This is a genomic window from Pseudomonas chlororaphis, from assembly GCF_001921865.1.
In the GTDB taxonomy this organism is placed as follows: Bacteria; Pseudomonadota; Gammaproteobacteria; order Pseudomonadales; family Pseudomonadaceae; genus Aquipseudomonas; species Aquipseudomonas chlororaphis_D.
Map to the genome: position 1 here is coordinate 180,461 of NZ_MSCT01000005.1, position 25,300 is coordinate 205,760.

General features: G+C 64.3%; 18 protein-coding genes. 9 read left to right on the forward strand and 9 right to left on the reverse strand.

Translation table 11 applies throughout. The annotated features are described in order from the left end of the window. Position 1 precedes the first annotated feature (1 nt). Together BTN82_RS03750 and BTN82_RS03755 are read right to left on the reverse strand one after the other, a co-directional pair. Entirely contained in the window at positions 2-658 is a 657-nt protein-coding gene (locus BTN82_RS03750) for an acetyltransferase (RefSeq protein WP_075117825.1), read from the reverse strand. A gap of 471 nt (positions 659-1,129) precedes the next feature. Continuing rightward, the gene (locus BTN82_RS03755) at positions 1,130-2,143 is read right to left on the reverse strand and encodes a hypothetical protein (RefSeq protein WP_075117826.1); all 1,014 of its coding nucleotides are present in this window, start codon (positions 2,141-2,143) and stop codon (positions 1,130-1,132) included. 331 nt (positions 2,144-2,474) lie between these two features. Between BTN82_RS03755 and BTN82_RS03760 the strand changes: the two genes are divergently transcribed. Then, positions 2,475-2,771 carry a DUF6388 family protein gene (locus tag BTN82_RS03760; RefSeq protein WP_075117827.1) on the forward strand — a complete coding sequence of 99 codons (297 nt, stop codon included), beginning with the start codon at positions 2,475-2,477 and terminating at the stop codon, positions 2,769-2,771. Between the two features lie 57 nt (positions 2,772-2,828). On the opposite strand, the gene nadC is transcribed toward BTN82_RS03760, so the two are convergent. Then, complete coding sequence (gene nadC, locus BTN82_RS03765) at positions 2,829-3,677, reverse strand: carboxylating nicotinate-nucleotide diphosphorylase (protein WP_075117828.1); 849 nt, start codon at positions 3,675-3,677, stop codon at positions 2,829-2,831. Between the two features lie 348 nt (positions 3,678-4,025). Between nadC and BTN82_RS03770 the strand changes: the two genes are divergently transcribed. From BTN82_RS03770 to BTN82_RS31800, 4 genes are all read left to right on the forward strand, one after another. Next, positions 4,026-6,239: a DUF1631 domain-containing protein gene (locus BTN82_RS03770; RefSeq protein ID WP_075117829.1), complete on the forward strand. Its 2,214-nt coding sequence runs from the start codon at positions 4,026-4,028 to the stop codon at positions 6,237-6,239. 62 nt (positions 6,240-6,301) lie between these two features. Next, positions 6,302-6,862 carry a 1,6-anhydro-N-acetylmuramyl-L-alanine amidase AmpD gene (ampD, locus tag BTN82_RS03775; protein ID WP_075117830.1) on the forward strand — a complete coding sequence of 187 codons (561 nt, stop codon included), beginning with the start codon at positions 6,302-6,304 and terminating at the stop codon, positions 6,860-6,862. Next, on the forward strand, positions 6,859-7,695 hold the full coding sequence (ampE, locus tag BTN82_RS03780; protein WP_075117831.1) for a regulatory signaling modulator protein AmpE: 837 nt from the start codon (positions 6,859-6,861) through the stop codon (positions 7,693-7,695). Before ampD ends, ampE begins: the two co-directional genes overlap by 4 nt. 1,527 nt (positions 7,696-9,222) lie before the next feature. Then, on the forward strand, positions 9,223-9,927 hold the full coding sequence (locus BTN82_RS31800; RefSeq protein WP_410002789.1) for a methyl-accepting chemotaxis protein: 705 nt from the start codon (positions 9,223-9,225) through the stop codon (positions 9,925-9,927). Position 9,928: 1 nt separating this feature from the next. Here BTN82_RS31800 and BTN82_RS03790 read toward each other — a convergent pair whose 3' ends face one another. Both BTN82_RS03790 and cra read right to left on the reverse strand, forming a co-directional pair. Beyond that, positions 9,929-10,717 (reverse strand): TatD family hydrolase, encoded by a 789-nt coding sequence (locus tag BTN82_RS03790; RefSeq protein WP_075117833.1) that lies wholly within the window; start codon positions 10,715-10,717, stop codon positions 9,929-9,931. Between the two features lie 2 nt (positions 10,718-10,719). Continuing rightward, entirely contained in the window at positions 10,720-11,715 is a 996-nt protein-coding gene (gene cra / locus BTN82_RS03795) for a catabolite repressor/activator (RefSeq protein WP_075117834.1), read from the reverse strand. A gap of 296 nt (positions 11,716-12,011) precedes the next feature. On the opposite strand from cra, the gene ptsP reads away from it, so the two are divergent. From ptsP to BTN82_RS03810, 3 genes are read left to right on the forward strand one after another with little or no spacing between them, the layout of a single operon-like run. Further along, the gene (gene ptsP, locus BTN82_RS03800; protein WP_075117835.1) at positions 12,012-14,873 is read left to right on the forward strand and encodes a phosphoenolpyruvate--protein phosphotransferase; all 2,862 of its coding nucleotides are present in this window, start codon (positions 12,012-12,014) and stop codon (positions 14,871-14,873) included. Then, a complete protein-coding gene (gene pfkB / locus BTN82_RS03805; RefSeq protein ID WP_075117836.1) occupies positions 14,873-15,814 on the forward strand; it encodes a 1-phosphofructokinase in 942 nt (313 codons plus the stop codon). The genes ptsP and pfkB overlap by 1 nt, the downstream gene beginning before the upstream one ends. An 11-nt stretch (positions 15,815-15,825) precedes the next feature. Further along, entirely contained in the window at positions 15,826-17,559 is a 1,734-nt protein-coding gene (locus tag BTN82_RS03810; protein ID WP_075117837.1) for a PTS fructose-like transporter subunit IIB, read from the forward strand. Positions 17,560-18,066: 507 nt separating this feature from the next. On the opposite strand, the gene BTN82_RS03815 is transcribed toward BTN82_RS03810, so the two are convergent. The 3 genes from BTN82_RS03815 to BTN82_RS03825 form a co-directional block, all read right to left on the reverse strand. Further along, a complete protein-coding gene (locus BTN82_RS03815) occupies positions 18,067-19,290 on the reverse strand; it encodes an MFS transporter (protein ID WP_075117838.1) in 1,224 nt (407 codons plus the stop codon). 42 nt (positions 19,291-19,332) lie between these two features. Then, entirely contained in the window at positions 19,333-20,199 is an 867-nt protein-coding gene (locus BTN82_RS03820) for an NAD(P)-dependent oxidoreductase (RefSeq protein WP_075117839.1), read from the reverse strand. A 117-nt stretch (positions 20,200-20,316) separates the two neighbouring features. Next, the gene (locus BTN82_RS03825; protein WP_075117840.1) at positions 20,317-20,898 is read right to left on the reverse strand and encodes a TetR/AcrR family transcriptional regulator; all 582 of its coding nucleotides are present in this window, start codon (positions 20,896-20,898) and stop codon (positions 20,317-20,319) included. A 172-nt stretch (positions 20,899-21,070) separates the two neighbouring features. Here BTN82_RS03825 and BTN82_RS03830 point away from each other — a divergent pair, with 172 nt between their 5' ends. Continuing rightward, on the forward strand, positions 21,071-22,615 hold the full coding sequence (locus BTN82_RS03830) for an alkaline phosphatase D family protein (protein ID WP_075117841.1): 1,545 nt from the start codon (positions 21,071-21,073) through the stop codon (positions 22,613-22,615). A gap of 90 nt (positions 22,616-22,705) precedes the next feature. Here BTN82_RS03830 and BTN82_RS03835 read toward each other — a convergent pair whose 3' ends face one another. Continuing rightward, positions 22,706-25,234, reverse strand: coding sequence for a PepSY domain-containing protein (locus BTN82_RS03835; protein ID WP_075117842.1), 2,529 nt, complete (start codon positions 25,232-25,234; stop codon positions 22,706-22,708). Positions 25,235-25,300: the final 66 nt, after the last annotated feature.

Consider the following 25,300-nt stretch of genomic DNA (forward strand, 5'->3'; position numbering starts at 1 on the left):
CTTATTTGGAGATTTTGTTTAGAGGCTTCGCTGGGTTGCCGAATACTGTTGTATAGGGGGCGACGCTTTTTGTTACAACGGACCCCATCCCAACCACCGCGCCTTCGCCGATAACAATCGGCCTGTCGGGGGTTCCTTGGCGAATCATTGCGCCAGTCCCAATATAAGCGTGGTCTTCAATGACCACGCTACCGTTGCATTGGACATTGGGTGCGAATGTCACGTAATCACCAATCACGCAGTCATGTGCTATGTACGAATAGATGTTTGCGTGAAAGAACTTACCTATCTTGGCGTTGGCCGTGACTGTCGTGAATGGGCAAAATACCCCGCCTTCCCCGATGATGTTATGGCTCAGCTTTACTGAGTTGGTTGCGGATATAGAGAAGGGTTTTATTCCTGAGGCGATAAATTGCTCAGCAATTTTCTGTCTGACCTTACTGTTAGCGATTGTGATGTTGAAGAACTTTTCGCCATCCATGTTCAGGAAGCTGGTGGTGTCAACCACGTTGATTTCGTTGATGCTTTTTTCTGTCTGGTTATCGTCAACGAAAATTATCTGGAACTCTTCTTCATTACGCATGCTAATCATTTCTTGTGCTAGAGGTGCTACCTCACGCCCAAAGCCGCCAGCACCAACGATTGCATAAATCTTCATGTTCGATCCTTCAATTCTGTGTAAAGGGAAGCGTCTTGAGCCGTGACGGGCTTGAGTCGCTACCGACGCAATGGGCGCGGCCGGATTCTACATTCGAAACAGCTCAATGTCAGGGCGTCCAGATAGCTGGATGCAATACTGCGGTGCTGGCGGGTAGTGGCAATTCAGAGGAGAGCTGTACCTCACGATGCTCTTGTGAGGATGCGCTTGTGCATCCTGTGCTTCTTTTAGTTTGTCAGTTATGCCGGCAAGAGTGGCTGGCCAGTAGGGTGCGTTATGCGGCTGAATAAAAATGCAGGGATTGGAAAGTTCTGGCAGGCCATCGTTGAAGTCGAAAGCAGCCAGGGAGCTTGTTCTGTTTGTTCTTGTGTCTCCATGGGGGGAGCTCTAGCAGTCGATGATTGGCAGGCTCGCATCGTGCAAACAACAAAGCCCGCATAGGCGGGCTTTGTTGTTTCTATTAGCCTTGTCTCACTTCACCCTGCGGCTCAGGTCCTCGAGGCTGCGCTTGAGTTGTTCCAGGTCCCGGTCCTGGTTGCTGACCTCGCTCTTGAGGCTGGACAGCTCGCTGGAGCTTGCACTCGAGCCGGAGCTGCTACTGCGCTTGAGGTCATCGACCTGTCTTTCCAGCTTGTCCAGGGTGCTGGCCTGACTGCCGACCTCGTTCTTGAGACTGGACAGCTCGCTGGAGCTCGAACCGGAGCTTGAGCTGCTGCCGCGCTTGAGTTCATCGATCTGCCTCTGCAGCTTGTCCAGTTCGCCGGCCTGGCTGCCGACCGTACTCTTGAGGCTGGACAGTTCGCTGGAGCTCGAACTGGAGCTTGAGCTGCTGCCACGCTTGAGGTCGTCGATCTGCTTGCCGAGCTTGTCCAGGTCGTTGGCCTGGCTGCTGACGGTGCTCTTGAGGCTGGATAGCTCGCTGGAGCTCGAACTGGAGCTTGAACTATTGCCGCGCTTGAGTTCGTCGATCTGCTTGCCGAGCTTGTCCAGCTCATTGGCCTGGTCGCTGGTGACCCGTTTGAGGTTGTTCACTTCATTAGTGTTCGAGCTGGAGCTGGAACCGTTGTTGCGCTTGAGTTCATCGAGCTGTTTTTCCAGCTTGGTCAATTGGCTGGCTTGCTCGCCGGCGGCTTTTTTCAGGTTGCTCACTTCGCTGGCGTTGCTGCTGGAGCTGCTGCCAGTGTCGCGTTTGAGTTCTTCGATCAGGCGGGCCTGGCTGTCGATCGTGCCTTTGAGCTTGGCCAGCTCCGCGGTGTTGTCCTTGAAGCCAGCCTGCAGTTTTTCCAGTTCGTCCAGGGTGATCCCGCTGGAGCGCAGGTTGAACGTGCGGTCCGGTTCCTGGTGCAGGACCGGAATGTTGTCGTAAGACGAGGCGCTTCTGGAGTCGACATCTATGGCCAGGGCGGGAAGCGCCAGGCTGCCGAGCAGCAGGGTGGTCAGGCTGGTGGTGAGGTAGACGGACGAACGCTTGGAGCGATTGAACATCACTTCGATTCCTTGAGAAGTGCCGATATGGCACATCGCTATGACTGCGTTTCCCGATGCTTGTTCCTAGTGTCATCGGGGCTGCCGGGTTGAGGAATGTAACAGAGTATTTTTTGCTGAGCCGGTGTTGAACGAGTGGACAGGTTTTTGTCGACGCGGAGCAAGGATTCATAGGCATCCGCAGATAAAGGTCCTATATTCGCAGCCTGTCTGAATGGTTTTCAGATGATCCCGAATGGTTCACGGCCTCGGCCTTTACTACGGTTTTTTGCGGCGAAGAGATCCCAGCGATCCAGACCCATCTTCCATTCCCATGATCAGAGAGAACGAGATGATTCCTAAAGAAGCCAGAATTGATGTCGCCCTTGAGAAGTACCTGGCTGCCACCCCTTCCTTGCGGGAAGAAATCAGCGCCCTGAGCCCCCAGGAGCAGAAGCAGCAGGCCCAGTGGGCATTCGAGGACGAAGCGGAGTCGCGCGATATCGAGCCGTGGGAACTGGTGTTGGAGTTGGTGGCCGAGTCGCCAGAGGAACTCAAGGCCATGCGCCTGGAGGTTCATCAGGAAGTGGCCGAGGCCCTGGGCATGGACCTGCAGGACTACCTGGAACTCAACGAAATCGACGACTGATGCAAAAACGCCAGCCTTTCAGGGGCTGGCGTTTTTCGTTGGGTACCGCGCAAGGCTTCAGAGGCTCAAGCGCATCGACAGATCGACCGCCTTCACATCCTTGGTCATCGCCCCGATCGAAATGTAATCGACGCCGGTCTCGGCGATCGGGCGCAGGGTGTCTTCATTGATCCCGCCGCTGGCTTCCAGCTTGGCCTTGCCGGCATTCAGGCGCACGGCTTCGCGCATGTCGTCCAGGCTCAACTCGTCGAGCATGATGATGTCCGCGCCTGCCGCCAGGGCTTCCTTGAGTTCCGCCAGGCTTTCCACTTCGACTTCCACCGGCTTGCCCGGAGCGATCTTGTGCGCGGCGCTGATCGCCTGGGCGATGCCGCCGCACGCGGCAATATGGTTTTCCTTGATCAGGAAGGCGTCGTACAGGCCGATGCGGTGGTTGTGGCAACCGCCGCAGGTCACGGCGTACTTCTGCGCCAGGCGCAGCCCCGGCAGGGTCTTGCGGGTGTCCAGCAGCTTGACCTGGGTGTCGGAGACGAAGTCGGCGTAGTACTGCGCGCGCGTGGCCACGCCGGACAGCAATTGCAGGAAGTTCAGGGCGCAGCGTTCGCCGCTGAGCAGCGAGCGGGCCGGGCCTTCGAGGTGGAACAGAGCCTGGTTGGGGCTGGCGCGCTCGCCGTCGCGGACCTGCCAGTGCACGGCGACCCGCGGGTCGAGCTGACGGAATACCGCGTCGACCCAGGCGGTGCCGCTGACGACCGCGGCTTCGCGGGTGATGATGGTGGCTTTGGCCAGGCGCTCGGCCGGGATCAGTTGCGCGGTGATATCGCCGCTGCCGATGTCTTCCAGCAACGCACGGCGCACGTTGGCTTCGATTTCGGCGGTCAGGTCGGCGAGGCGTAGATTCGGCATAGCGGGCTCCACAAACAAAGTGGCCCGATTATAGGGCCATGGCACGAACGAACCCAAGGCGGCCACCCGTCGGCACCTGCATTTGGTCGCCTGGCATGAGCCTTTTGCGCAAAAGCCCGGTCGTTATAGAAGCGCTATTTCAAAGTGGAAGCAGAGTCTGCTGGCACAAGAAGTGACTTTTACCAGATAATCCGACTTCTAATTGACGTCATAGCTTTGACGTCTATTTGGCTCCCCGATATTTGAAATGCAGCGTGCGTACCGATACCCGCTGGGACTCGACCGTGAGCGTCGTCGGCGTCGCCGACCTTTCAGTGCGCGGCAGAGAAACACCTTCAGGAGGCTTGGATGCACAACGACGGGAATGTAGTGCCTTTGCACAAGGCGGCTACGGATCAGGCGAACGCTTCGCCGCTCGCCCGCCTGCCCGTGATTCTGCTTCAGGTTCGTGACAAGGCCGCCCAGCAACTGCGCCACGGTTTGCAGGAACTGTTCGATAACGCCGACGATACCTTGTTCGAAATGGCCGATCGGGCGCAGAACAATGTCGACCAGAACACCTTTTTCGAAGCCATGCGCGACCTGCGCCTGAAGCGTAAAAGCATCGAGCGCGGGTTCCTGGAGAAACTCTTCGAGGCGTTTGTCGGCCTGGTCCACTACGACCCCGCGCCCGCGATCGCCCAGGCCGTGGCCTGCGTCTCCCCCACTGAAACCTGCCGCGACGACCTGGAGCGTACGGTGGCCGTCGAGGCGATGGTCGCCAAGGTCGGCAACCGCGACGGTTTTGCCCTCGACCAACTGACCGCGCGCCTGAACGTGCTGCTGGGCAAGCGCCTGGACGATCGTTGCAACCCATTGGGGCCGGCCATGCTCTGCGAGTATTTCCTCGAAGCCGGGCGCAGCCTGGGAGTGGGGATCAAGGTCAAGCTGATCATTCTCAAGTTGTTCGAGCGTTATGTGCTCAGCGAGACCGATCAGCTGTACGCCGAAGCCAATCAGCTGTTGCTCGCCACAGGCGTGTTGCCGGAGCTCAAGCCCGCGCCGGCGCGCCGGGCCATCGACCAGGCGGCCGCGAGTATCCAGGCCACGCCCGACCCTGGCGTGGCGCAGATGGACGAAAGCGTGCAGGAAGTGTTCGCCGCCTTGCAGGAACTGCTGTTGCATGTGCGCGGCAGCGTGGTGCCGACCCTGGAGGCGAGCGCCGAGACCCAGCCCATTTCGACCCGCGACTTGTTGCGCCTGTTGTCGCACCTGCAGCACTACGTGCCGGCCGGTACGCAAGACGATTTCGACCTGCGCAACCAGCTGGAACAGCTGCTGACCCGGGTTAGCGTAAAAAGCGGCAAGTCGCGAGTGGTCGGGGTGGCCGACGAGGATGTGATCAACCTGGTGGCGATGCTCTTCGAGTTCATCCTGGCCGATCGCAACCTGCCGGAATCGCTGAAGACCCTGATCGGCCGCTTACAGATTCCCATGCTCAAGGTCGCGGTGCTGGACAAGAGTTTCTTCAGCCGCAGCAGCCATCCGGCGCGGCGTTTGCTCAATGAAATCGCCGCGGCGGCCATGGGTTGGGGCAGTTGCGACGATTATCAGCGCGACAGCCTGTACCTGCGCATCGAGCAGGTGGTGCAGCGGCTGCTGAGCGACTTCGTCGATGATCCGGCGATCTTTTCCGAACTGCTCGCCGAGTTTCTCGCGTTCACCAGCGACGAGCGCCGGCGCAGCGAATTGCTCGAACAGCGCACCCGTGATGCCGAAGAAGGGCGAGCCAAGGCCGAACTGGCGCGCCGTTGCGTCGAGCAGGCATTGAACGACGGGCTGCTGGGCAAGGTGCTGCCGCTGACGGTGGTCGAGTTCGTGCAGCAGGCCTGGAGCAAGGTCCTGCTGCTGACCTATCTCAAGCATGGCGAACACTCCGGCGAATGGCGCCAGGGCTTGCAGACCATGGAGCAACTGATCTGGAGCGTGCAGCGCCACGTCGATCCGGACGCAGCCCTGCAACTGCTGACGCTGGTGCCCGACCTGCTCAAGGCGTTGCGCGACGGGCTGAACAGCGCGGCATTCGATCCGTTCGCCACCAGCGAATTCTTCAGCCAGCTGGAAGCCTTGCACCTGCAGGTGTTCGAGGGCCTCGGCCAGAGCGCCGAAGTGCGCCAGCCGAATACGGCGGACACGGCGGACGAACGGCCGGCGATGGTCGCGGTCGAGGAAGAAATCGTCCTGCCCAGTGCCGAGGAGGGCCCGCTGGAGGCCGCTCCCCTGGCATTGGCGGCCAACGATCCCGGGTTGTTGCGAGTCGAACAGCTGCGGCTGGGGGCCTGGGTCGAATTCCTCGAGGAAGACGACAACAGCGTGCGCTGCAAACTGGCGGCCATCGTGCAACCCGGCGACAAGTACATTTTCGTCAACCGCACCGGCATGAAGGTGCTGGAGCGCACCCGGGTCGGCCTGGCCCTGGAGTTTCAGCGCGGCGCGGTGCGCGAGCTGGATGACACGCTGCTGTTCGACCGGGCGCTGGAGTCGGTGATCGGCAGTTTGCAGCGACTCAATCGCGGCAAGTGATCGCAACCCGGACGCGGAACGCGGCATACTGGGCCGTCACAGGCCTGGTTGAAGGAATCGGTATGCAGTTGGACCCCGCAAGCGGTTGGTGTCACGGCGTTCGCCATTGCCCGTCGCCCAATTTCAACGCGCGTCCCGCGGACGAAATTTCCCTGCTGGTGATCCACAACATCAGCCTGCCGCCGGCCCAGTTCGCGACGGGCAAGGTGCAGGAATTCTTCCAGAACCGTCTCGATGTCACAGAGCATCCTTATTTTGCCGGGATCGCCGATCTGCGCGTGTCCGCGCATTTCCTGATCGAACGTGACGGAAGCGTCACTCAGTTTGTCTCCTGTCTGGATCGTGCCTGGCATGCCGGCGTGTCGTGGTTCGACGGGCGCGAAAGCTGCAACGACTTTTCCCTGGGGATCGAGCTGGAGGGCACCGACGACTTGCCGTTCACCGATGCCCAGTATGACGCTTTGGTGGCCTTGACCTGGCAGTTGCAGCAGGCCTTCAAGGCCATCACCCCACGGCGGATCTGTGGGCACAGCGATATTGCTCCGGGGCGCAAGACCGATCCGGGGCCGGGATTCGACTGGGTGCGCTATCGCGCGGCCCTGGATAAAGGGGAAGGACAATGAGTTTTCTGGTGTTGCTGCTGGCGGTCTGGATCGAGAAGTTCTCGGCCTTGCGCCAGCGCGTTCAGCGCGACGAGCCCTGGTTGCGCCAATTGTCGCGCCGGGAAGCCAGCCCGCGGCTGGCCAAGCGCCCCTGGTGGGTGTTGGCGCTGCTGGTGCTGCTGCCGGTCGCGTTGCTCGGACTGCTGTTGTTGATGCTGGAGCCGCTGGCCTATGGCCTGCTGGCATTGCCGGTGCATCTGCTGGTGGTGATCTACAGCCTCGGGCGCGGCGATCTGCTGGGCGGCCTCGGGCCGTTCCGCGACGCCTGGCGCCGCGAAGACCTGCAAGCCGCGGCCCATGTGGCCAAACGCGACCTGGACATCTGCGCCGACAGCGGCGAGCAGTTGCTCGAGCAGGTCCAGGGACATCTGCTGTGGCAGGCCTACCAGAGCTTTTTCGCGGTGATCTTCTGGTACTTCCTGCTGGGGCCGGTGGCCGCCTTGAGTTATCGCCTGCTGGCGCTGGCCGCCGAACACAGCAAGAACCCGGCGGTCGCCGAACGGGCCGGGCAACTGCGGCACGCTTTCGATTGGTTGCCGGTGCGCCTGCTGGCGGCCAGTTTCGCCCTGGTGGGCAACTTCGTCGCGGTCAGCCGCGTGATGCTCCACGAATTGCTGAACTGGAACATCAGCGCCGCGCAGTTGGTGGAGAAGGTCGGCCAGGTCGCCGCCGAAATCCCCGCGCCGATCACCGGCCCGGAAGGCATTGTCAGCCTGGACCGGATCTGGGAATTGCTGCTGCGGGCCGCGGTGCTCTGGTACGCCGGCTTCGCCCTGTGGACGGTGTTGCCCTGACTGGGGCTTGAGCCAACGCCGGCGAGTTTTTGCGGCTTGCCGGCGTACAGCAACCTGCCTTTTATCCGCCGTCCGTGCGGTTAACCTTAAGTTACAAACCCTTTTGCCGATTTGAGCTATACAGAAGCAGCGCCGAATAGTGGCTATCTGCTTTCTTCGCGTGGCTGCCAATAAAAATAAAAGCAAAAAGGGAGACTTCCAGTGAAGAGCTTGCTCTATCCCGCCATTGCCCTGATGAATCGCCTGAGCTTCGGCATGAAGTTCAGCCTGATCAGCGTGCTGTTTTTTCTACCGATGCTGGTCACCAACTTCTATCTGGTGCGCGATTCCTACCGTGAATTCCAGGGTACCCAGGTCGAGCTGCAAAGCTTGGACCTGCTGGGCAGCAGCCTGACCCTGCGCCGGGACCTGGAAACCCTGAACAACATGGTGCAGATCAACGCGACCCTGGGCCAGTCCGGCAAGGCCGGGGATATCGAGAGCAAGATCGCTGCCCTGGAAAAGTCCGTGCTCGAGCGCTTGCAGGGCCTGGTCGCGGTCGCCGTGGACCCTGAGCAGATCGGTGTATTCGACGGCAAGCGCGATGAAATGATTGCCGCTTTCAAGGCGCAGCAGGCGGAAAGTTCGCTGCAGAGCAAAAGCGCGTTGATCGGCAAGCTGCTGGGTAGCGCGCAGATTTTCAGCCAGATCATCGCCAGCCAGTCCGGTCTCAGCCGCGACAGCCAGGGCGACATCCGTCAACTCAGCGAGCTGCTGACCAGCGTCACGCCCCAGGTCACGCAGCTGCTCGGCGAGGGGCGGGCGATGGGTGCCTACTCCCTGGGCCAGGGCTTTCTCAATTCGTCCGCCAGCACCCGCTTCGACGAACTGCTGGTGCAGATCGAGAAGCTCCAGGCCGAGTACGGCCTGAAACTCCAGGACGCCCTGGGTTCGAGCAAGGCCGCCCAGGGCGCGCTGGATGCCCTGGCCAGCGCCAGCAAAGGCAGCCTCAAGCAAGCCAGCGAGCTGTTCGAAGAGCAGGTGGTGATGGCCGATACCCTGGATGCGCCCTGGCAGGGCTTCTATGACCAGGTCAGCGGGCTGATGGCGCAGACCTACCAGCTCAACGAAGCGACCCTGAAACTCCTCGGCGACGAGCTGCAACAGCGGCTCGGGCAGAACCGCACGCACATGGTGTTGCTGGTGGTGGCGCTGGCGGCGGTGTTCCTGCTGATTTTCTACCTCTACGGCGCGTTCTACGTCTCCACCCGCACTACCCTCAAGCGCCTGGGCGCGGTGATGGACAAGGTGGCGGCCGGCGACATGACCGTCACCTTCAATGCCCAGAGCCGCGACGAGCTGGGTGAACTGGGCACAGTGTTCAACGGCACCGTGGCGAAGATCCACGACCTGATCGAACTGGTGGGCCAGACCGTTGGCGAGGTCGAGCGCCAGGCCGGGCAGGTGGAGGCCGTGTCGGCCCAGAGCAACCAGGCAGTGGCCGGTCAGCGCAGCCAGATCGAGCAAGTGGCGACGGCGATGAACCAGATGTCGGCCACGTCCCAGGAAGTCGCGCGCAGCGCCGCGGCGGCCGTCAGCAGCGCCCACAGCGTCAACGACGAGACCATCAGCGGCCGCGGGCTGGTGGAGTCCCAGCAAGGCAGCATCGCCCAGCTGGCCAGCGAGATCGACCAGTCAGTGCTGGTGATCAATCAACTGGCCAGCGACAGCCAGGCCATCAGCCGGGTGCTGGAAGTCATCAAGAGCATCGCCGAGCAGACCAACCTGCTGGCGCTCAATGCCGCCATCGAAGCCGCCCGCGCCGGCGAGCAAGGCCGCGGTTTCGCGGTGGTGGCCGACGAAGTGCGGACCCTGGCCAAGCGCACCCAGCAATCGACCGAGGAAATCGAGCAGATGATCCTCAAGCTCCACGGCGGCGTGGGTGCGGCGGTCAAGGCCATGGGCGTCAGCCATCAGATGGCCAACGGCACGGTGGGGCAGTCGGAAAAGGTCCAGCAGGCGCTGGAGAATATCCTCGGGGCGGTGGGCATGATCGTCGACCAGAATCAGCAGATTGCCGCGGCGGTGGAGCAACAGACTGCGGTAGCCCACGACATCGACCAGAACATCGTCGAGATCAACCGCGCCGGCGAACGTACCGCCGAAGGCGCCTACCAGACTGAAAACGCCAGCCGTCTGTTATCGGCGCAGGTGGTACAGCTCAAGCAACTGATCAGCGCCTTTCGCGTCTGATTCAGGCGTTGCACGGCCAGCCGAACAGCGCGCAGGCGTTGGCGGTACTGGCCGCCGCCAGCTGTTCGGGGCTCACCGCCATGATTTCGGCCAGGGCTGCGCAGATCGCCGGCAGGTGTTGCGGGCTGTTGCGCTGGCCGGGGAACATGGCCGGCGCCATGTCCGGCGAGTCGGTTTCCAGCACCACCGCGTCCAGCGGCAAATCGGCGATGACCTTGCGCAAGCGCAGGGCCTGCGGCCAGGTCGCGGCGCCGCCCAACCCCAACTTGAACCCCAGCTTGAGGTATTCGCGGGCTTCCTCGCGGCTGCCGGCGAAGGCGTGGACGATGCCGGCGCGCTTGAGCTTGAAGCGCTTCAAGGTGACGATCACCGCGGCATGGCTGCGGCGTACGTGGAGCAGGGCCGGCAACTGGAAGTCCGCCGCCAGTTGCAACTGGGCCTCGAACAGCTGTTGCTGGCGCGGGCGATCCAGTTGTTCGAGAAAGTAATCCAGGCCGATCTCGCCCACCGCGCACAGCTGCGGGTGGCCCGCCAGGCGGCTCAGCCAGTCGCCCAGCTCGCTCAGGTCGGCCGGTCGGTGTTCGTCGAGGTAGACCGGGTGCAGGCCGAAGGCGGCGTGCAGGTCGGCATCGCTTTGCACCAGCTCCCAGAGCCGCTGCCAATTGCGCTGATAGACCCCCAACACCACCATCCGGCGTACGCCGAGGGCGCGGCTGTCTGCCAGCAGCGCCTGACGGTCCGCGTCGAAATCCGGAAAATCCAGGTGGGTGTGGCTGTCGATCAGCTCCACGTTCAAGCCTCGTGAATACGCTGCTTGAAGGTCCGGGCGATGGCGTTCACGCCGGGTTGGTAATGGCCTTCCTCGATAGCGGCCAGGGCCAGTTGCAGGGCCTTGTCGGCAATCAGCTGGTGTTGCTGGGCCATCGCATTGACCGGCAGCGGCAGGAAGTCCAGCAACTGGGTATCGCCGAAGGTGCCCAGGCGCAGTGGCCGCGACTTGAGCGGGAAGTCGTGCAGCGCATCGAACACGCCTTGCAGCAGCACATAGGAGGTGGTCACCAGGGCATCCGGCAGATGGCCCAGGCGCTGCAACAGCGCCTCCATCAACTGGCGCCCGCAGTCGCGGCTGAACGCCTCGCCCTGTTCGATCAACACCTCGCCGTCGAAACTGGCCAGGGCTTGCTTGAAGCCGGCGGTGCGTTCCTGGCTGATGCTCAGCTCGGGGCGCGCGCCGATCAGCGCGATCTGTTTGGGCCGGGGCTGCAACAGGCTGTCGGTCAGGTGGCGGCTGGCTTGCTGGTCGTCGCTGATCACCGAGCAGAAATGCTCCGGCGCCATCACCCGGTCGAGGGCGATGATCGGCAGGCCCTGGGCCTGCAACAGGCGATAGGTATCGTCTTCGGGCGGCAGGCAGCTGGCGACGAACAGCGCGTCGCAGCGGCGCGCGCGAAACAGTTGCAGCAGTTGCCGCTCGCTGTCCGGAGCGTCGTCGGAGCTGGCGATCAGCAGTTGATAGCCACGGGCGCGGGCGCCTTGCTCCAGCAATTTGGCAATGCGCGCATAACTGGGGTTTTCCAGGTCCGGAAGGATGAAACCCAAGGTTCGGGTGCGCCGACTGCGCAGCCCGGCGGCCTGTGGATTGGGCGTGAAGCCGTGCTCCTTGACCACCGCCCGGACCCGTTCGACGGTCGCGCTGCTGATGCGTTGCTGTTCGGCCTTGCCGTTGATGACGTAGCTGGCGGTGGTCACGGACACACCGGCCAGTCTGGCGATATCGCTGAGTTTCAACCCGGGTTTTCCTTGTTTTCTGGAGCTTGCCCCGACATTTTCGCCAATCCTAACCGATATAGGCAGGCGACCAATGTCGCAACGTGCAACCGACAGGTAGGGCTTCAAGGATGATGGATTATCGAGTAACGTGCCCAACATTCTAGATTAAACGATTCAGCAGGCGTATTTTCTAGGGATATGAGCAAACGCAAACCGAGCCTTGCCAAGCCGACGGTCCCGTTTGTGGCGTTAAAGCCATCTGGCTGATTCACTCAAAACAATACCTAGCGTCCTGGCGCTAAATAGGAGAAAGCATGCTCGAGCTCACCATTGAGCAGATATCCATGGGCCAGTCGGCTGTGGATAAGTCTGCTGCACTGCACCTGCTCGCGGAAAAGCTGGTGGCCGACGGTCTGGTGGCCGATGGTTATCTGGCCGGCCTGCAGGCCCGCGAAGCCCAGGGCTCGACCTTTCTCGGCCAAGGTATTGCCATCCCCCACGGCACCCCGGAAACCCGCGACCAGGTCTTCGCCACTGGCGTGCGCTTGCTGCAATTTCCCGACGGCGTGGACTGGGGCGACGGCCAGATCGTCTACCTGGCCATTGGCATCGCCGCCAAATCCGACGAACACCTGCGTTTACTACAACTGCTGACCCGGGCCCTGGGCGAAACCGACCTGGGCCAGGCCCTGCGCCGCTCCAGCTCGCCCGAGGCGTTGCTGAAACTGTTGCAAGGCGCGCCGCAGGAACTGGCGCTGGATGCGCAGATGATCGGCCTGGGCGTGGCCGCGGAAGATTTCGAAGAGCTGGTGTGGCGCGGCGCCCGTTTGTTGCGCCAGGCCGATTGCGTCAGCAACGGTTTTGCCGCGGTGCTGCAACAGGTCGACGCGCTGCCCCTGGGGGACGGCCTGTGGTGGTTGCACAGCGAGCAGACCGTCAAGCGCCCGGGCCTGGCCTTCGTCACCCCGGACAAACCGATTCGTTACCTCGGCCAGCCCCTGGCCGGGTTGTTCTGCCTGGCCAGCCTGGGCGAGGCCCATCAGGCCCTGCTCGAACGCCTGTGCGCGCTGCTGATCGAGGGCCGCGGTCATGAGCTGGGTCGCGCCACCAGCAGCCGCGCCGTATTGGAGGTGCTGGGCGGCGAACTGCCGGCCGACTGGCCGAGCGCGCGTATTGTGCTGGCCAACGCCCACGGCTTGCATGCGCGGCCGGCGAAAGTCCTCGCGCAGTTGGCGAAAAGCTTCGACGGCGAGATTCGCCTGCGCATCGTCGACAGCCAGGGTTGCGCGGTCTCGGTGAAAAGCCTGAGCAAGCTGCTGAGCCTCGGTGCGCGACGCGGCCAGCTGTTGGAGCTGATCGCCGAGCCGAGCATTGCCGCCGACGCCTTGCCGGCGTTGTTGGCGGCCATCGGCGAAGGTTTGGGCGAAGAGGTCGAGCCGCTGCCGCAGGCCAGCGCGCCGCAGCCAGTGGCGGAGGAGGTCGAGACGCCGGTCAGTGCGCCGGCGGCCGGCAGCCTGGTCCAGGCCATTGCGGCGGCGCCCGGCATCGCCATCGGCCCGGCGCATATCCAGGTGGTCCAGGCCATCGATTACCCGCTGCGCGGCGAGTCCACCGCCATCGAGCGCCAGCGCCTGCAACAGGCCCTGGCCGAGGTGCGCCTCGATATCGACGGCCTGGTCCAGCGCAGCCAGGCCAAGGCCATCCGCGAGATTTTCATCACCCACCAGGAAATGCTCGACGACCCGGAGCTGACCGATGAAGTCGACACCCGCCTCAAGCAGGGCGAAAGCGCCGAAGCGGCCTGGATGACCGTGATCGAAGCCGCCGCCAAACAGCAGGAAGCCTTGCAGGATGCACTGCTGGCCGAGCGCGCCGCCGACCTGCGGGACATCGGCCGCCGGGTGCTGGCGCAGTTGTGTGGCGTCGAAACCCCGAGCGAGCCGGACGAAGCCTACATCCTGGTGATGGACGAAGTCGGCCCTTCGGACGTGGCGCGTCTCGATCCGGCGCGGGTCGCCGGGATTCTCACTGCCCGTGGCGGCGCCACTGCCCACAGCGCCATCGTCGCCCGCGCCCTGGGCATTCCGGCCCTGGTCGGTGCCGGGGCAGGGGTGTTGTTGCTCAAGCCGGGCACGCCGTTGCTGCTCGACGGTCAGCGCGGCCGCCTGCATGTGGACGCCGACGCCGCGACCCTGCAACGGGCCACGCAGGAGCGCGACAGCCGCGAACAGCGGCTCAAGGCTGCCGCCGAGCAACGGCATGAGCAGGCGCGTACCACGGATGGCCACTACGTCGAAGTCTTCGCCAATATCGGCGAAAGCGCCGGGGTCGCCAGCGCCGTGGAAAACGGCGCCGAGGGCATCGGCCTGCTGCGCACTGAATTGATTTTCATGGCCCACCCGCAAGCGCCGGACGAAGCCACCCAGGAAGCCGAATACCGCCGCGTGCTCGACGGCCTGGCCGGGCGGCCGCTGGTGGTCCGCACCCTGGATGTCGGCGGCGACAAACCGCTGCCGTACTGGCCGATCGCCAAGGAAGAAAACCCCTTCCTCGGCGTGCGCGGCATCCGCCTGACCCTGCAACGCCCGCAGATCATGGAAGCCCAGTTGCGCGCCCTGCTGCGTTCGGCCGACAACCGTCCGCTGCGGATCATGTTCCCCATGGTCGGCAGCGTCGACGAATGGCGCGCCGCCCGGGCGATGACCGAGCGCTTGCGCGAGGAAATCCCGGTGGCCGACCTGCAACTGGGGATCATGATCGAAGTGCCGTCCGCCGCCCTGCTGGCGCCGGTGCTGGCCCTGGAGGTCGACTTCTTCAGTATCGGCACCAACGACCTGACCCAATACACCCTGGCCATCGACCGCGGCCACCCGACCTTGTCGGCCCAGGCCGACGGCCTGCACCCGGCGGTGCTGCAACTGATCGACATCACCGTGCGTGCCGCCCATGCCCACGGCAAATGGGTCGGCGTGTGCGGCGAACTGGCGGCCGACCCGCTGGCGGTGCCGGTGCTGGTGGGCCTGGGGGTGGACGAACTGAGCGTCTCCGGACGCAGCATCGCCGAGGTCAAGGCCCGCATCCGCGAACTCAGCCTGGCCCAGGCCCAAACCCTGGCCCGGCAAGCCCTGGCCGTCGGCAGCGGCAATGATGTGCGCGCCCTTGTGGAGGCCCTGTAATGGCGAAGATTCTCACCCTGACCCTGAACCCGGCGCTGGACCTCACCGTCCAGTTGGCGCGCCTGGAGCCGGGGCAGGTCAACCGCAGCGAAGCCATGCACAGCCACGCCGCCGGCAAGGGTGTGAACGTGGCCCAGGTGCTGGCCGACCTTGGCCATCAGCTGACCGTCAGCGGCTTTCTCGGCGAAGACAACCCGCAGGCGTTCGAGGCGTTGTTTACCCGGCGCGGCTTTGTCGATGCCTTTATCCGCGTGCCGGGGGAAACCCGCAGCAATATCAAGTTGGCCGAGCAGGACGGGCGCATCACCGACCTCAACGGCCCGGGCCCGGAGGTCGACGAGGCGGCGCAACAGGCACTGTTCGAGCGCCTGGAACGCATCGCCCCCGGGCATGACGCGGTGGTGGTGGCTGGCAGCCTGCCGCGCGGCGTCAGCCCGCAATGGCTGCACGCCTTGTTGATGCGCCTCAAGGCGCTGGGGCTGAAAGTGGCCCTGGACACCAGCGGCGAAGCCCTGCGCGCCGGCCTGGCCGCCGGGCCCTGGCTGGTCAAGCCCAATACCGAAGAACTGGCCGAGGCCCTGGGCAGCCCGCTGCTCTCGGTGCGCACCCAGGCCGAGGCGGCTCGACGCCTGCACGCCCAGGGCGTCGAGCATGTGGTGATTTCCCATGGCGCCGAAGGCGTGAACTGGTTCAGCAGCGCGCCGGCCTTGCAGGCGCTGCCGCCGAAGGTCTGCGTGGCCAGCACCGTCGGCGCCGGCGATTCATTGCTCGCCGGCATGCTCCACGGCCTGCTCAGTACTCACGGTTTCGAACAGACCCTGCGCACCGCCACGGCCATCGCCGCCATGGCCGTGACCCAGATCGGTTTCGGCATCACCGATGCCGTGCAATTGGCACAACTTGAACAGGGGGTGCGCGTTCATCCCCTCATAGAACAATAAGAGGGTTGGTCATGAAGTTAGCCATTGTTACCGCCTGCCCGAACGGCATGGTCACCAGTGTGCTGTGCGCCCGGCTGCTGGACGCCGCGGCCCAGCGCCAGGGCTGGAGCACCAGTGTCGAAGTGCACGACGAGGCGCACCCCGAACGGCAGTTGTCGGCCGCCACCCTCGAAGCGGCCGAGTGGGTGCTGGTGGTCAGCACCGGGCCTGTGGATATGTCGCGCTTCGTCGGCAAGCGGGTGTTCCGGAGCACCCCGTCGGCGGCGTTGCAGGATGTTGATGGCGTGCTGCGCCGCGGCGCCGAGGAAGCCCGGGTGTATGCCCAGGCCGTGGCCGAGCCGGCGCCGAGCGCTCAACGCGCGCCACGGCTGGTGGCGGTCACCGCTTGCCCGACCGGCGTGGCCCACACCTTCATGGCGGCCGAGGCCTTGCAGCAAACCGCCAAGCGCCTCGGCTACGAGCTGCAAGTGGAAACCCAGGGTTCGGTCGGCGCGCGCAACCCGTTGAGCAGCGAGGCCATCGCCGACGCCGACGTGGTGCTGTTGGCGGCGGATATCGAAGTGCCCACCGAGCGCTTCGCCGGCAAGAAGATCTACCGCTGCGGCACCGGCGTCGCCCTCAAGCAAGCCGAAGCCACCCTGAACAGGGCGCTGGCCGAAGGGCAGGTGGAATCGGCGGCTGGCGCTACCGCGACGCCGGCCAAGCAGGAGAAGACCGGGGTCTACAAGCACCTGCTGACCGGCGTGTCGTTCATGCTGCCGATGGTGGTGGCGGGCGGCTTGATGATCGCCCTGTCGTTCGTGTTCGGTATCACCGCGTTCAAGGAGGAGGGCACCCTGGCCGCGGCCTTGATGCAGATCGGCGGCGACACGGCGTTCAAGTTGATGGTGCCGTTGCTGGCCGGTTACATCGCCTACTCCATCGCCGACCGTCCGGGCCTGGCCCCGGGGATGATCGGCGGCATGCTCGCCAGTACCCTGGGCGCCGGCTTTATCGGCGGGATCATCGCCGGCTTCATCGCCGGTTACGCGGCCAAGGCCATCAGCCAATACGCACGCCTGCCGCAGAGCCTGGAGGCGTTGAAACCGATCCTGATCATTCCGTTGCTGGCCAGCCTGTTCACCGGCCTGGTGATGATTTATGTGGTGGGCAAGCCGGTGGCGGGGATGCTCGCGGGCCTGACCCATTTCCTCGACAGCATGGGCACCACCAACGCCATTCTGTTGGGAGTGCTGTTGGGCGGGATGATGTGCGTCGACCTCGGCGGGCCGATCAACAAGGCGGCCTATGCCTTCTCGGTGGGGTTGTTGGCGTCGCAGAGTTACGCGCCGATGGCGGCGACCATGGCCGCGGGCATGGTGCCGCCGATTGGTTTGGGCATCGCCACCTTTATCGCCCGGCGCAAGTTTGCCCAGAGCGAGCGCGAGGCCGGCAAGGCGGCGCTGGTGCTGGGGCTGTGCTTTATCTCCGAGGGGGCGATTCCGTTCGCCGCCAAGGACCCGCTGCGGGTGATTCCGGCGAGCATCGCCGGCGGGGCGCTGACGGGGGCGTTGTCGATGTATTTCGGCTGCAAGCTGATGGCGCCGCATGGGGGGTTGTTTGTGATGTTGATTCCGAATGCGATCAATCATGCGTTGTTGTATGTGTTGGCGATTGTGGCGGGGAGCTTGTTGACGGCCGTGGTGTATGCGGTGGTGAAGCGGGCGGAGGCGACGGAGTTGGCGTTGGAGCCGGTCAAGGCCTGACCGTCGTTTCTGTCGACCACCGACCCTGTAGGAGCGAGCTTGCTCGCGATGGCGTCCGGCCTGGCGCTGCATTTTTTGGATGGTGTACATATCCATTCCTGCGGTCACGGCGGCTTATGGTTTCGCCCTTACGGCGACTCACTTTTTACAAACGCCTAAAAAGTAAGCAAAAACGCTTGCCCCCGCGTACGGCCCTCGCTGCGCTCGGGTTCCCTCCTTCCGGCATTCATCAGGGGGCATCGCCGCCGGCGATGTCCTCGACTGCGTCGAGGGGCGCTGCGCGCCAACCCCCTGATGAATACCTCCACTCGGCCTGCCGAAGGGGCAGGTAGATCAAGATCAAAAGCTGGCGCTGGCGCGACCTACCGGTCGGCGCCAATCTTTGTAGCCGCTGCCGAGCTTGCGAGGCTGCGCACGACCGCGAAGCGGGCGCAGGGTCTAGAGGTCGCTGGAGGACCTGCGGTCCTTGCGCAGCCTTCGGCAGCGGCTACAGGAATCGGGGTGTTTTCAGGTTGTGCTGGCCCTATGACCGGGACGGAAGCCGTGGTTTCTGGCTGACCAGGCTATGCCCAGGCTCAACAGGGCCAGTACGGCCAGCGCCCAGGGGAAGGATGCGCTTCCCGCGCGTTCCAGCAGCAGGCCGCCGACCAGGCCGCCACCGGCCACCGCCAGGTTGAAGACTGTCACCAGCATGGATTGCGCGACGTCGGCGTTGTCGCCCGCGGTATCGGCCAGCGCGGTTTGCAGCAGGGTAGGGGCGCCGCCGAATGTCAGGCCCCAGGTGGCGATACCCAGCAGCACGACGAGGGCGGAGCCGTTGGCGAAGCCCAGCAGCAGCGCGGCCAGGGCGAACAGCGCCAGGCTGAGCAGGGTCAGCCCCCGCAGCCAGCGGTCCACCAGCAGGCCGGTGATCCAGATGCCGACGATGGAGGACAGGCCGAACAGCAGCAGTACGCTGCCCACCCGCTGTTCCAGGCCCACGGTGGAGAGGAATGGGGCGATGTAGGTGTACAGAATGTTGTGCGCCAGGATCCAGGCGAACAGCGCCAGCAGCACCGGACGGATGCCGGGCATGAGGAAGATGTTGCGGATCGGCAAGCGCTGGCGTGCGGCCTGGCCGGCAAAGTCCGGTACGCCCAGGCGTACCCAGGCCAGCAGCACCAGGGCCAGCGCCGACATGATCCAGAACACTCCGCGCCAGTCGAACAGGCCGCCGAGCCAGGTACCCAGGGGCACGCCGATCGCCAGGGCAATGGGCTGGCCGATACCCACCACGGCCAGCGCTCGGCCTTGCAGGTGGTACGGCACCATGCGCCGCGCATAACCGGCCAGCAGCCCCCAGATCACGCCGGCCGCCATACCGGCGATAAAGCGCGCCACCAGCGTCAGGCCGTAGTAGGGGGATAGGGCCGTGACCGTGTTGAACACCAACAAGCCAGCGATGGCCAGCAGGAACAGCGGGCGCCGATGCCAACTGCGGGTGAGGGCAATCACCGGGATGGCCGCCAGTACCGAACCGAGGGCATAGAGCGTGACCAACTGGCCGGCCAGGGCCTCGGACACGTTCAGCCCCTGGCTGATCTGTGGCAGCAGCCCGGCCGGCATGGTTTCGGTCATGATGGCGATGAAGCCGGCCATGGTGAATGCCAGCAGTTTCCACACGGGAAGCCCCTGGTCGAGCTTGTCGAACTGAGCCGTCGCGATGGCTCCGTGGTTGCCCTGAATACTCATGCTCAATCTCTCTGTCTGTGAATGTCTGCCGGGCGCGCCGGCTCAGGCGAGGTAGGAGGCCGCCATGTCCTTGTCGCCATGGCCCGCTTCGAGCGCGCGCTCGAAGCGCGACAACCCGGCCTGGACGGCATCGACCCGGACGCCGGCCTGGGTCGCGGCCTCCACGACCAGACGCGCGTCCTTTACTGCATTGGCAACGGAAAAACTGGTGGTGTAGTCGTCCGCGAGGATCGCCGCGGCCTTGAGCCGGAAGTAGGCGCTGTCCATCGGCCCGTCCTTGACCACATCGACCACCAGGGACGGGTCGATGCCCAACCCTTTGGCGATGGCCAGGCTTTCGGCGATGCCGTGGGTCAAGGCAAAGGCCCAGCTGTTGAGCGCCAGTTTGAGTCGACTGCTGGCGCCGACCTGCTCGCAGACCCAGAGGGTGCGCTTGCCGATGGCATCGAAGACTGGCTGCACCTGCGTGCGCGCCGCGACCGGGCCGCTGGCGAGGATGATCAGTTGGCCCTGTTCCGCAGGCTGCCGGGTGCCCTGGACGGGGGCGTCATAGAACACCAGCCCGCGCTCCGCGGCGAACGCTGCCAGGGTGGCGGTGTCTTCGATGCCGACCGTACTCGACTGCAGCCATAGGGTGCCTTTTGCCAGCGCGGGGGCGGCGGCTCGCATGGCATCCAATACGCTGGGACCGTCCTTGAGCAGGGTTATGACGATGTCGGCGCCGCGAACAGCGTCGACCGGGCTGGCGAATGCCTGGACGCCGTCCGTTTCCAGTGCTTGGGCCTTGGTGGCCGTACGGTTCCAGGCATTGACCCGGAAACCGTGCTTGCTCAGGTTGCGGACCACAGGTGCGCCGATCAGGCCTGTGCCGAGCACGGCGACGGTGAGAGTCGGGTTGTCGATAGTCATGGTTGAACTCCGTGGGTGGGAAATGTGTGGGTGTCTAACTGGAACGATCAGTCCAAAACTGGGTAAATGAAAACCCGAGGGCTGCGCAGAGCGGTGTCGCGCAGCCGTCGGGCCTGGTCAAAGCGCTGCCAGCGCCACCTCGACGACATCCATCAGGCGTTCGCGCCGTTCCTGCGGTGCGCTGCCTTTGCTCAAGACCCGCATGCCCTGGATGGTGCTGACGAAAAAACGCGCCAGGGCTCGGGGATTTTTCTCGGGGGCAATCTCGCCCTCCTGCTGGCCACGCGTGACCAGTTGCTCCAGCGCCCTCTCCAGGCGCTGGAAGTTCTGGCTCACCAGGGCGGCGACCGCCGGGTCCTGACCGGCCAGCTCCAGCGTGGCGTTGGCGACCAGGCAGCCGCGCTGGCGGGTGTCGCCCATTTCGTCCTCGACGATGCGCATCAGCAGTTGGCGGACCAGCGCCGGTGCCGGCTCGGCTTGGGACAGCAGGGCGACATTGACTTCCGTCAGTTGGTGATAGCGGCGCAACGCTTGCTGATACAGGCCGTTCTTGCTTTCAAAGGCGTTGTACAGGCTGCTGCGCGACAGGCCGGTGCCTTCGACCAGATCCTGGATCGAAGTCGCGGCGTAGCCTCGCTGCCAGAACACCTGCATGGCGGAGTCGGCGACTTCCTCTGGCTCGAACTCTTTGGCTCGCACGGAATTTACCTTTTCTGGAATGATCGTTCCTGAAAAATTTAAGCGCTTATCCCGGACGAGTCAAGGCGCTTTATGCAGGGTCTCTTCCTGTGTGGTGCGGTGCCTTGTCATATGCGGTTCATCAGTGCTGGCTAAGGTTTGCCTTTTCGGGTTGATAGCGGAGGGATCCACCATGGGCGATTTCACTCTCGGGCGGCGGCGTCTGATCCAGGTGGCGGGGGCGGGGTTGTTGCTGCCGGGGTTGGCGCCGGCGGTGATCGCTTCGCCCAAGGACCGGCCGAAGATGGTCGACGGGGTGCAGTCCGGTGATTTGCTCGGCGACCGGGCGATGGTCTGGAGCCGTACCGACCGGCCGGCACGGATGGTGGTGGAGTGGGATACGCGCAGCCTGTTCAGTAACCCGCGCCGCTTTGTCTCGCCCCTGGCCGATGCCCGTACCGATTTCACCGCGCGGGTCGAGCTGGGTGGGTTGCCCACCGACCAGGCGATTTTCTATCGGGTGTATTTCGAGGACGCGCAGACCGGGGTGCGCAGCAAGCCCTGGTTCGGCCATTTGCGCAGCGTGCCGCAGACCCGTCGCGATATTCGTTTTGTCTGGAGCGGCGACACTGTCGGCCAAGGCTTCGGCATCAACCCGGACATCGGCGGCATGCGCATTTACGAGGCCATGCGCCGGCGCCTGCCGGACTTTTTTATCCACAGCGGCGACACCATCTACGCCGACGGCCCGGTGCCGGCGCAGCTGACCACCGAGGGCGGGCGGATCTGGCGCAATATCACCACCGAGGCCAAGAGCAAGGTCGCCGAGACCCTCGACGAATACCGCGGCAATTACCGTTACAACCTGCTGGACGAAAACGTGCGCCGCTTCAATGCCGAAGTGCCGCAGATCTGGCAGTGGGACGATCACGAAGTGGTCAACAACTGGTCGCCGAGCAAGGTGCTGGATGAGCGTTACACCGTCAAAGATATCCACACCCTGGTGGGCCGCGCGCGGCAGGCCTGGCTGGAATACGCGCCGATGCGTTTGCAGAGCGCCGACCAGGGCGGGCGGATCTATCGCAAGCTGAGCTACGGGCCGCTGCTGGACGTGTTCGTGCTGGACATGCGCAGCTACCGCGGCGGCAACGACGACAACCTCGGCGCGGCCAAGCCATTTCTCGGTCGTGAGCAGTTGGACTGGCTCAAGCAGGGGCTCAAGCATTCCAAGGCGCAGTGGAAGGTGGTGGCGGCTGACATGCCGATCGGCCTCGGCGTGCCCGACGGCGAGGTCAGCCCCGGCGTGCCGCGCTGGGAGGCGATCGCCAACGGCGACCCGGGCCCGGCCCAGGGCCGCGAGCTGGAGATAGCCGAGTTGCTGACGTTTCTGCGCAAGCACAAAGTGCGCAACCATGTGTGGCTGACGGCGGACGTGCATTACTGCGCGGCGCACCATTACCACCCGGACCGCGCGGCGTTCCAGGATTTCGAGCCGTTCTGGGAGTTCGTCGCAGGTCCCTTGAATGCCGGCAGTTTCGGGCCCAACGCGCTGGACAAGACCTTTGGCCCTGAGGTGGTGTTCCAGAAGGCGCCGCCGACGCAGAACACCTCGCCGTTCGCCGGTTTCCAGTTCTTCGGTGAAGTACAGATCGAGGGGCGCAGCGGAGAGCTGACGGTGGTCCTGCGTGACCTGGACGGGGTGTCGGTGTTCGAGCGCAAGTTGCAGCCGGTGGTGTAGGAGCGCAGCTTGCTCGCGATAGGCCGAAGGCCGGTAGTGGCCTTGATACCGCTATCGCGAGCAAGCTTCGCTCCTACAGGAGCATCGGGGTCAGTACACGTCGCGACGGTAGCGCCCTTGCTCGATCAGGCGTTCCACCTCTTCGGCGCCCAACATGTCGTTAAGCACCTGATCAACCCCCGATGCCATGCCTTGCAGGCTGCCGCAGATGTAGATCGAGGCACCGTCGGCCAGCCACTGCTTGAGGCGTTCGGCCTGTTGGCGCAGGCGGTCCTGCACGTAGATTTTCTGCTGCTGATCGCGGGAGAAGGCCAGGTCCAGGCGGCGCAGGTCGCCGGCGGTGAGCCATTCCTGCAACTCGTCCTTGCAGTAGAAATCATGCTCGGCGTTGCGCTCGCCGAAGATCAGCCAGTTGTCTTGCTGGCCGTCGGCGATGCGTGCCTTGAGCAGGCTGCGCAAACCGGCCAGCCCCGTGCCGTTGCCCAGCAGGATCAGTGGGCACGGCTCGGCCGGCAGGTGAAAGCCGCTGTTGCGTCGTACCCGCAGGCTGATGCCGGCACCGATCGGCGCATGTTCGGTGAGCCAGCCGGAGCCGATGCCCAGGCTGCCGTCGGCGCGGCGCTCCTGGCGCACCAGCAGTTCCAGTTGGCCGTCGCTGGCAATCGAGGCGATCGAGTATTCGCGCATCGCCAGCGGCACCAGGGATTCCACCAGCGCCTGGGCATGCAGGCCCACCAGATGGGCGCGGTTTTCCGGGAGCTGGCGGCTGGCCAGGGCCTGTTCCAGGGTTTCTGGCAGGCCGCCGAGGGTCACCGGCGTGGTGCCGGCGATGCCCAGGCCGTCGAGGAAATGTTCGATGTCCCAGGCGCTGTTGCGCGGCAGCACTTCCACCAGGTCGCCGGCCAGCCAACTGCTCGGTTGCGGCGCGGCCAGCCCCAGCAGGTAGACGCCCGAGCCGCTGCTGTCGGGGTTGAGCAGGACGCGCTGGTTCAGGGTCCAGTTGTCGTAGGCGGGTGCCTGCCACAGGTCCACCGGTGCCTGGCCGAGCAACTGGCCCAGTTGCTGCTGCCAGTGGCGCAGGGCGTAGCTGTCGCCGCTGTCGACTTCCACCGGGGCGAACAGGGTGTTGCCGCCATGCTCGGCCAGCCAGCCGTGCAGGCGTTTGGCAAAACCGCAGAAATGCGGGTACTGCCGGTCGCCCAGGCCCAGCACCGCGTACTTGAGGTTATCCAGGGACAACGCCCGGCCCAGCACTTTGCGCTCGAAGCCGCGGGCGCTGTCCGGGGCTTCGCCGTCGCCGAAGGTGCTGACCACGAACAGTACGTTTTGCGCGCTCAGCAGGTCCTGCTCGCTGACGCTGGCCAGCGGCCGGACGTTGGCCGGTACGCCGGCGGCCTGCAATTGCCCGGCGGTCTGCCAGGCCAGTTGTTCGGCGAAACCGCTCTGGCTGGCGAAGCCGATCAGCCAGGCCGAGGCGTCGCCGGTGTCGGCGCTCAGGCCCTGGCGCGCGTCCTTGACCTGGCGCTTCTTGCGCCGTCGGTCCAGGTACAGCAGCCAGCCGGTGATGAAGAACAGCGGCATGGTCAGCGACGCGACGGTCACCAGGATGCGCCCGACGATGCCGAAGTAACTGCCGACGTGCAGCGCATAGATGCTGGTCAGCAACTGCGCCTTGAAACTCTTGTCGCTGTAGCGGTCGTGTCGGCTGACGGCGCCGGTATTCGGGTCGAGGGTGATCTGGTTCAGCGCCCGGTCGTGAGGCGAATCCTTGAGCAGGTAGAACACGGTCGCCGGCTGGCCGGCCACCGGCGGCATGCGGATGTTGTAGGAACTCAGGTCCTTGCCGGCGGTGCTGTAGATGCCCAGCCACATGGCGTTGTAGTCGGCGGTCGGCGCCGGGCCCTTGGGCGGCGCGCCCCGGCCGCCCTTCATGCGCTGGCTCTGCGGCGAGTCGGCCAGCAGCTTGTTCAGGCCCTTGTTGTACCACTCGTAGGACCAGGACAAACCGGTCAGCGCCGCCAAGAGATAGAACAGCAGGCACCAGGTGCCGGCCACGGCGTGCAGGTCCCAGTTGAAGCCGCGGCCTTTTTTCGCCCAGTCCAGGGTCAGCCAGGCGCGCCAGCTCGCCAGCTGGCGCGGCCAGCGCAGGTACAGGCCGGAGAGGCAGAAGAAAATCAGGATCAGGGTGCAGGCGCCGGTGATTTGCCGGCCGCTGTCACCCATGGCCAGGAAGCGGTGCAGTTGCAGCATCAGGCCGAAGAAGTCCTGGCCCACGGCGGCTCCGACGAACTCGCCGGTGTAAGGGTCGAAGTAACGCATCTCGCCGCGGCGCTGGCCTGGCGGCGGGGTGAACCACACGCGAGCGGCGTTGCCGCTGTCGGCCTCCACCGTCAGCATCGCGACGGTCTGGCCCGCGGCGGCCTGGATCTTTTCCACCAGCTCGGCGGGCGGCAGGACCCCGGCCGGTTGTTTTTCAACCTGCAGGGTCGAGGGGTTGAGAGCACGCAGGATTTCGTCCTGGAACGACACGGTCGCTCCGGTGACGCCCATCAGGGCCAGGACCAGCCCGGCGCTGATGCCGAAAAACCAGTGCAGCTGGAACAGGGTTTTCTTCAACACATCGACCGCCTCGTTGTTCTTAAGTCTGTGCCACGGCGCGCATTATGCCGTGAGTTGTCGAGAAGC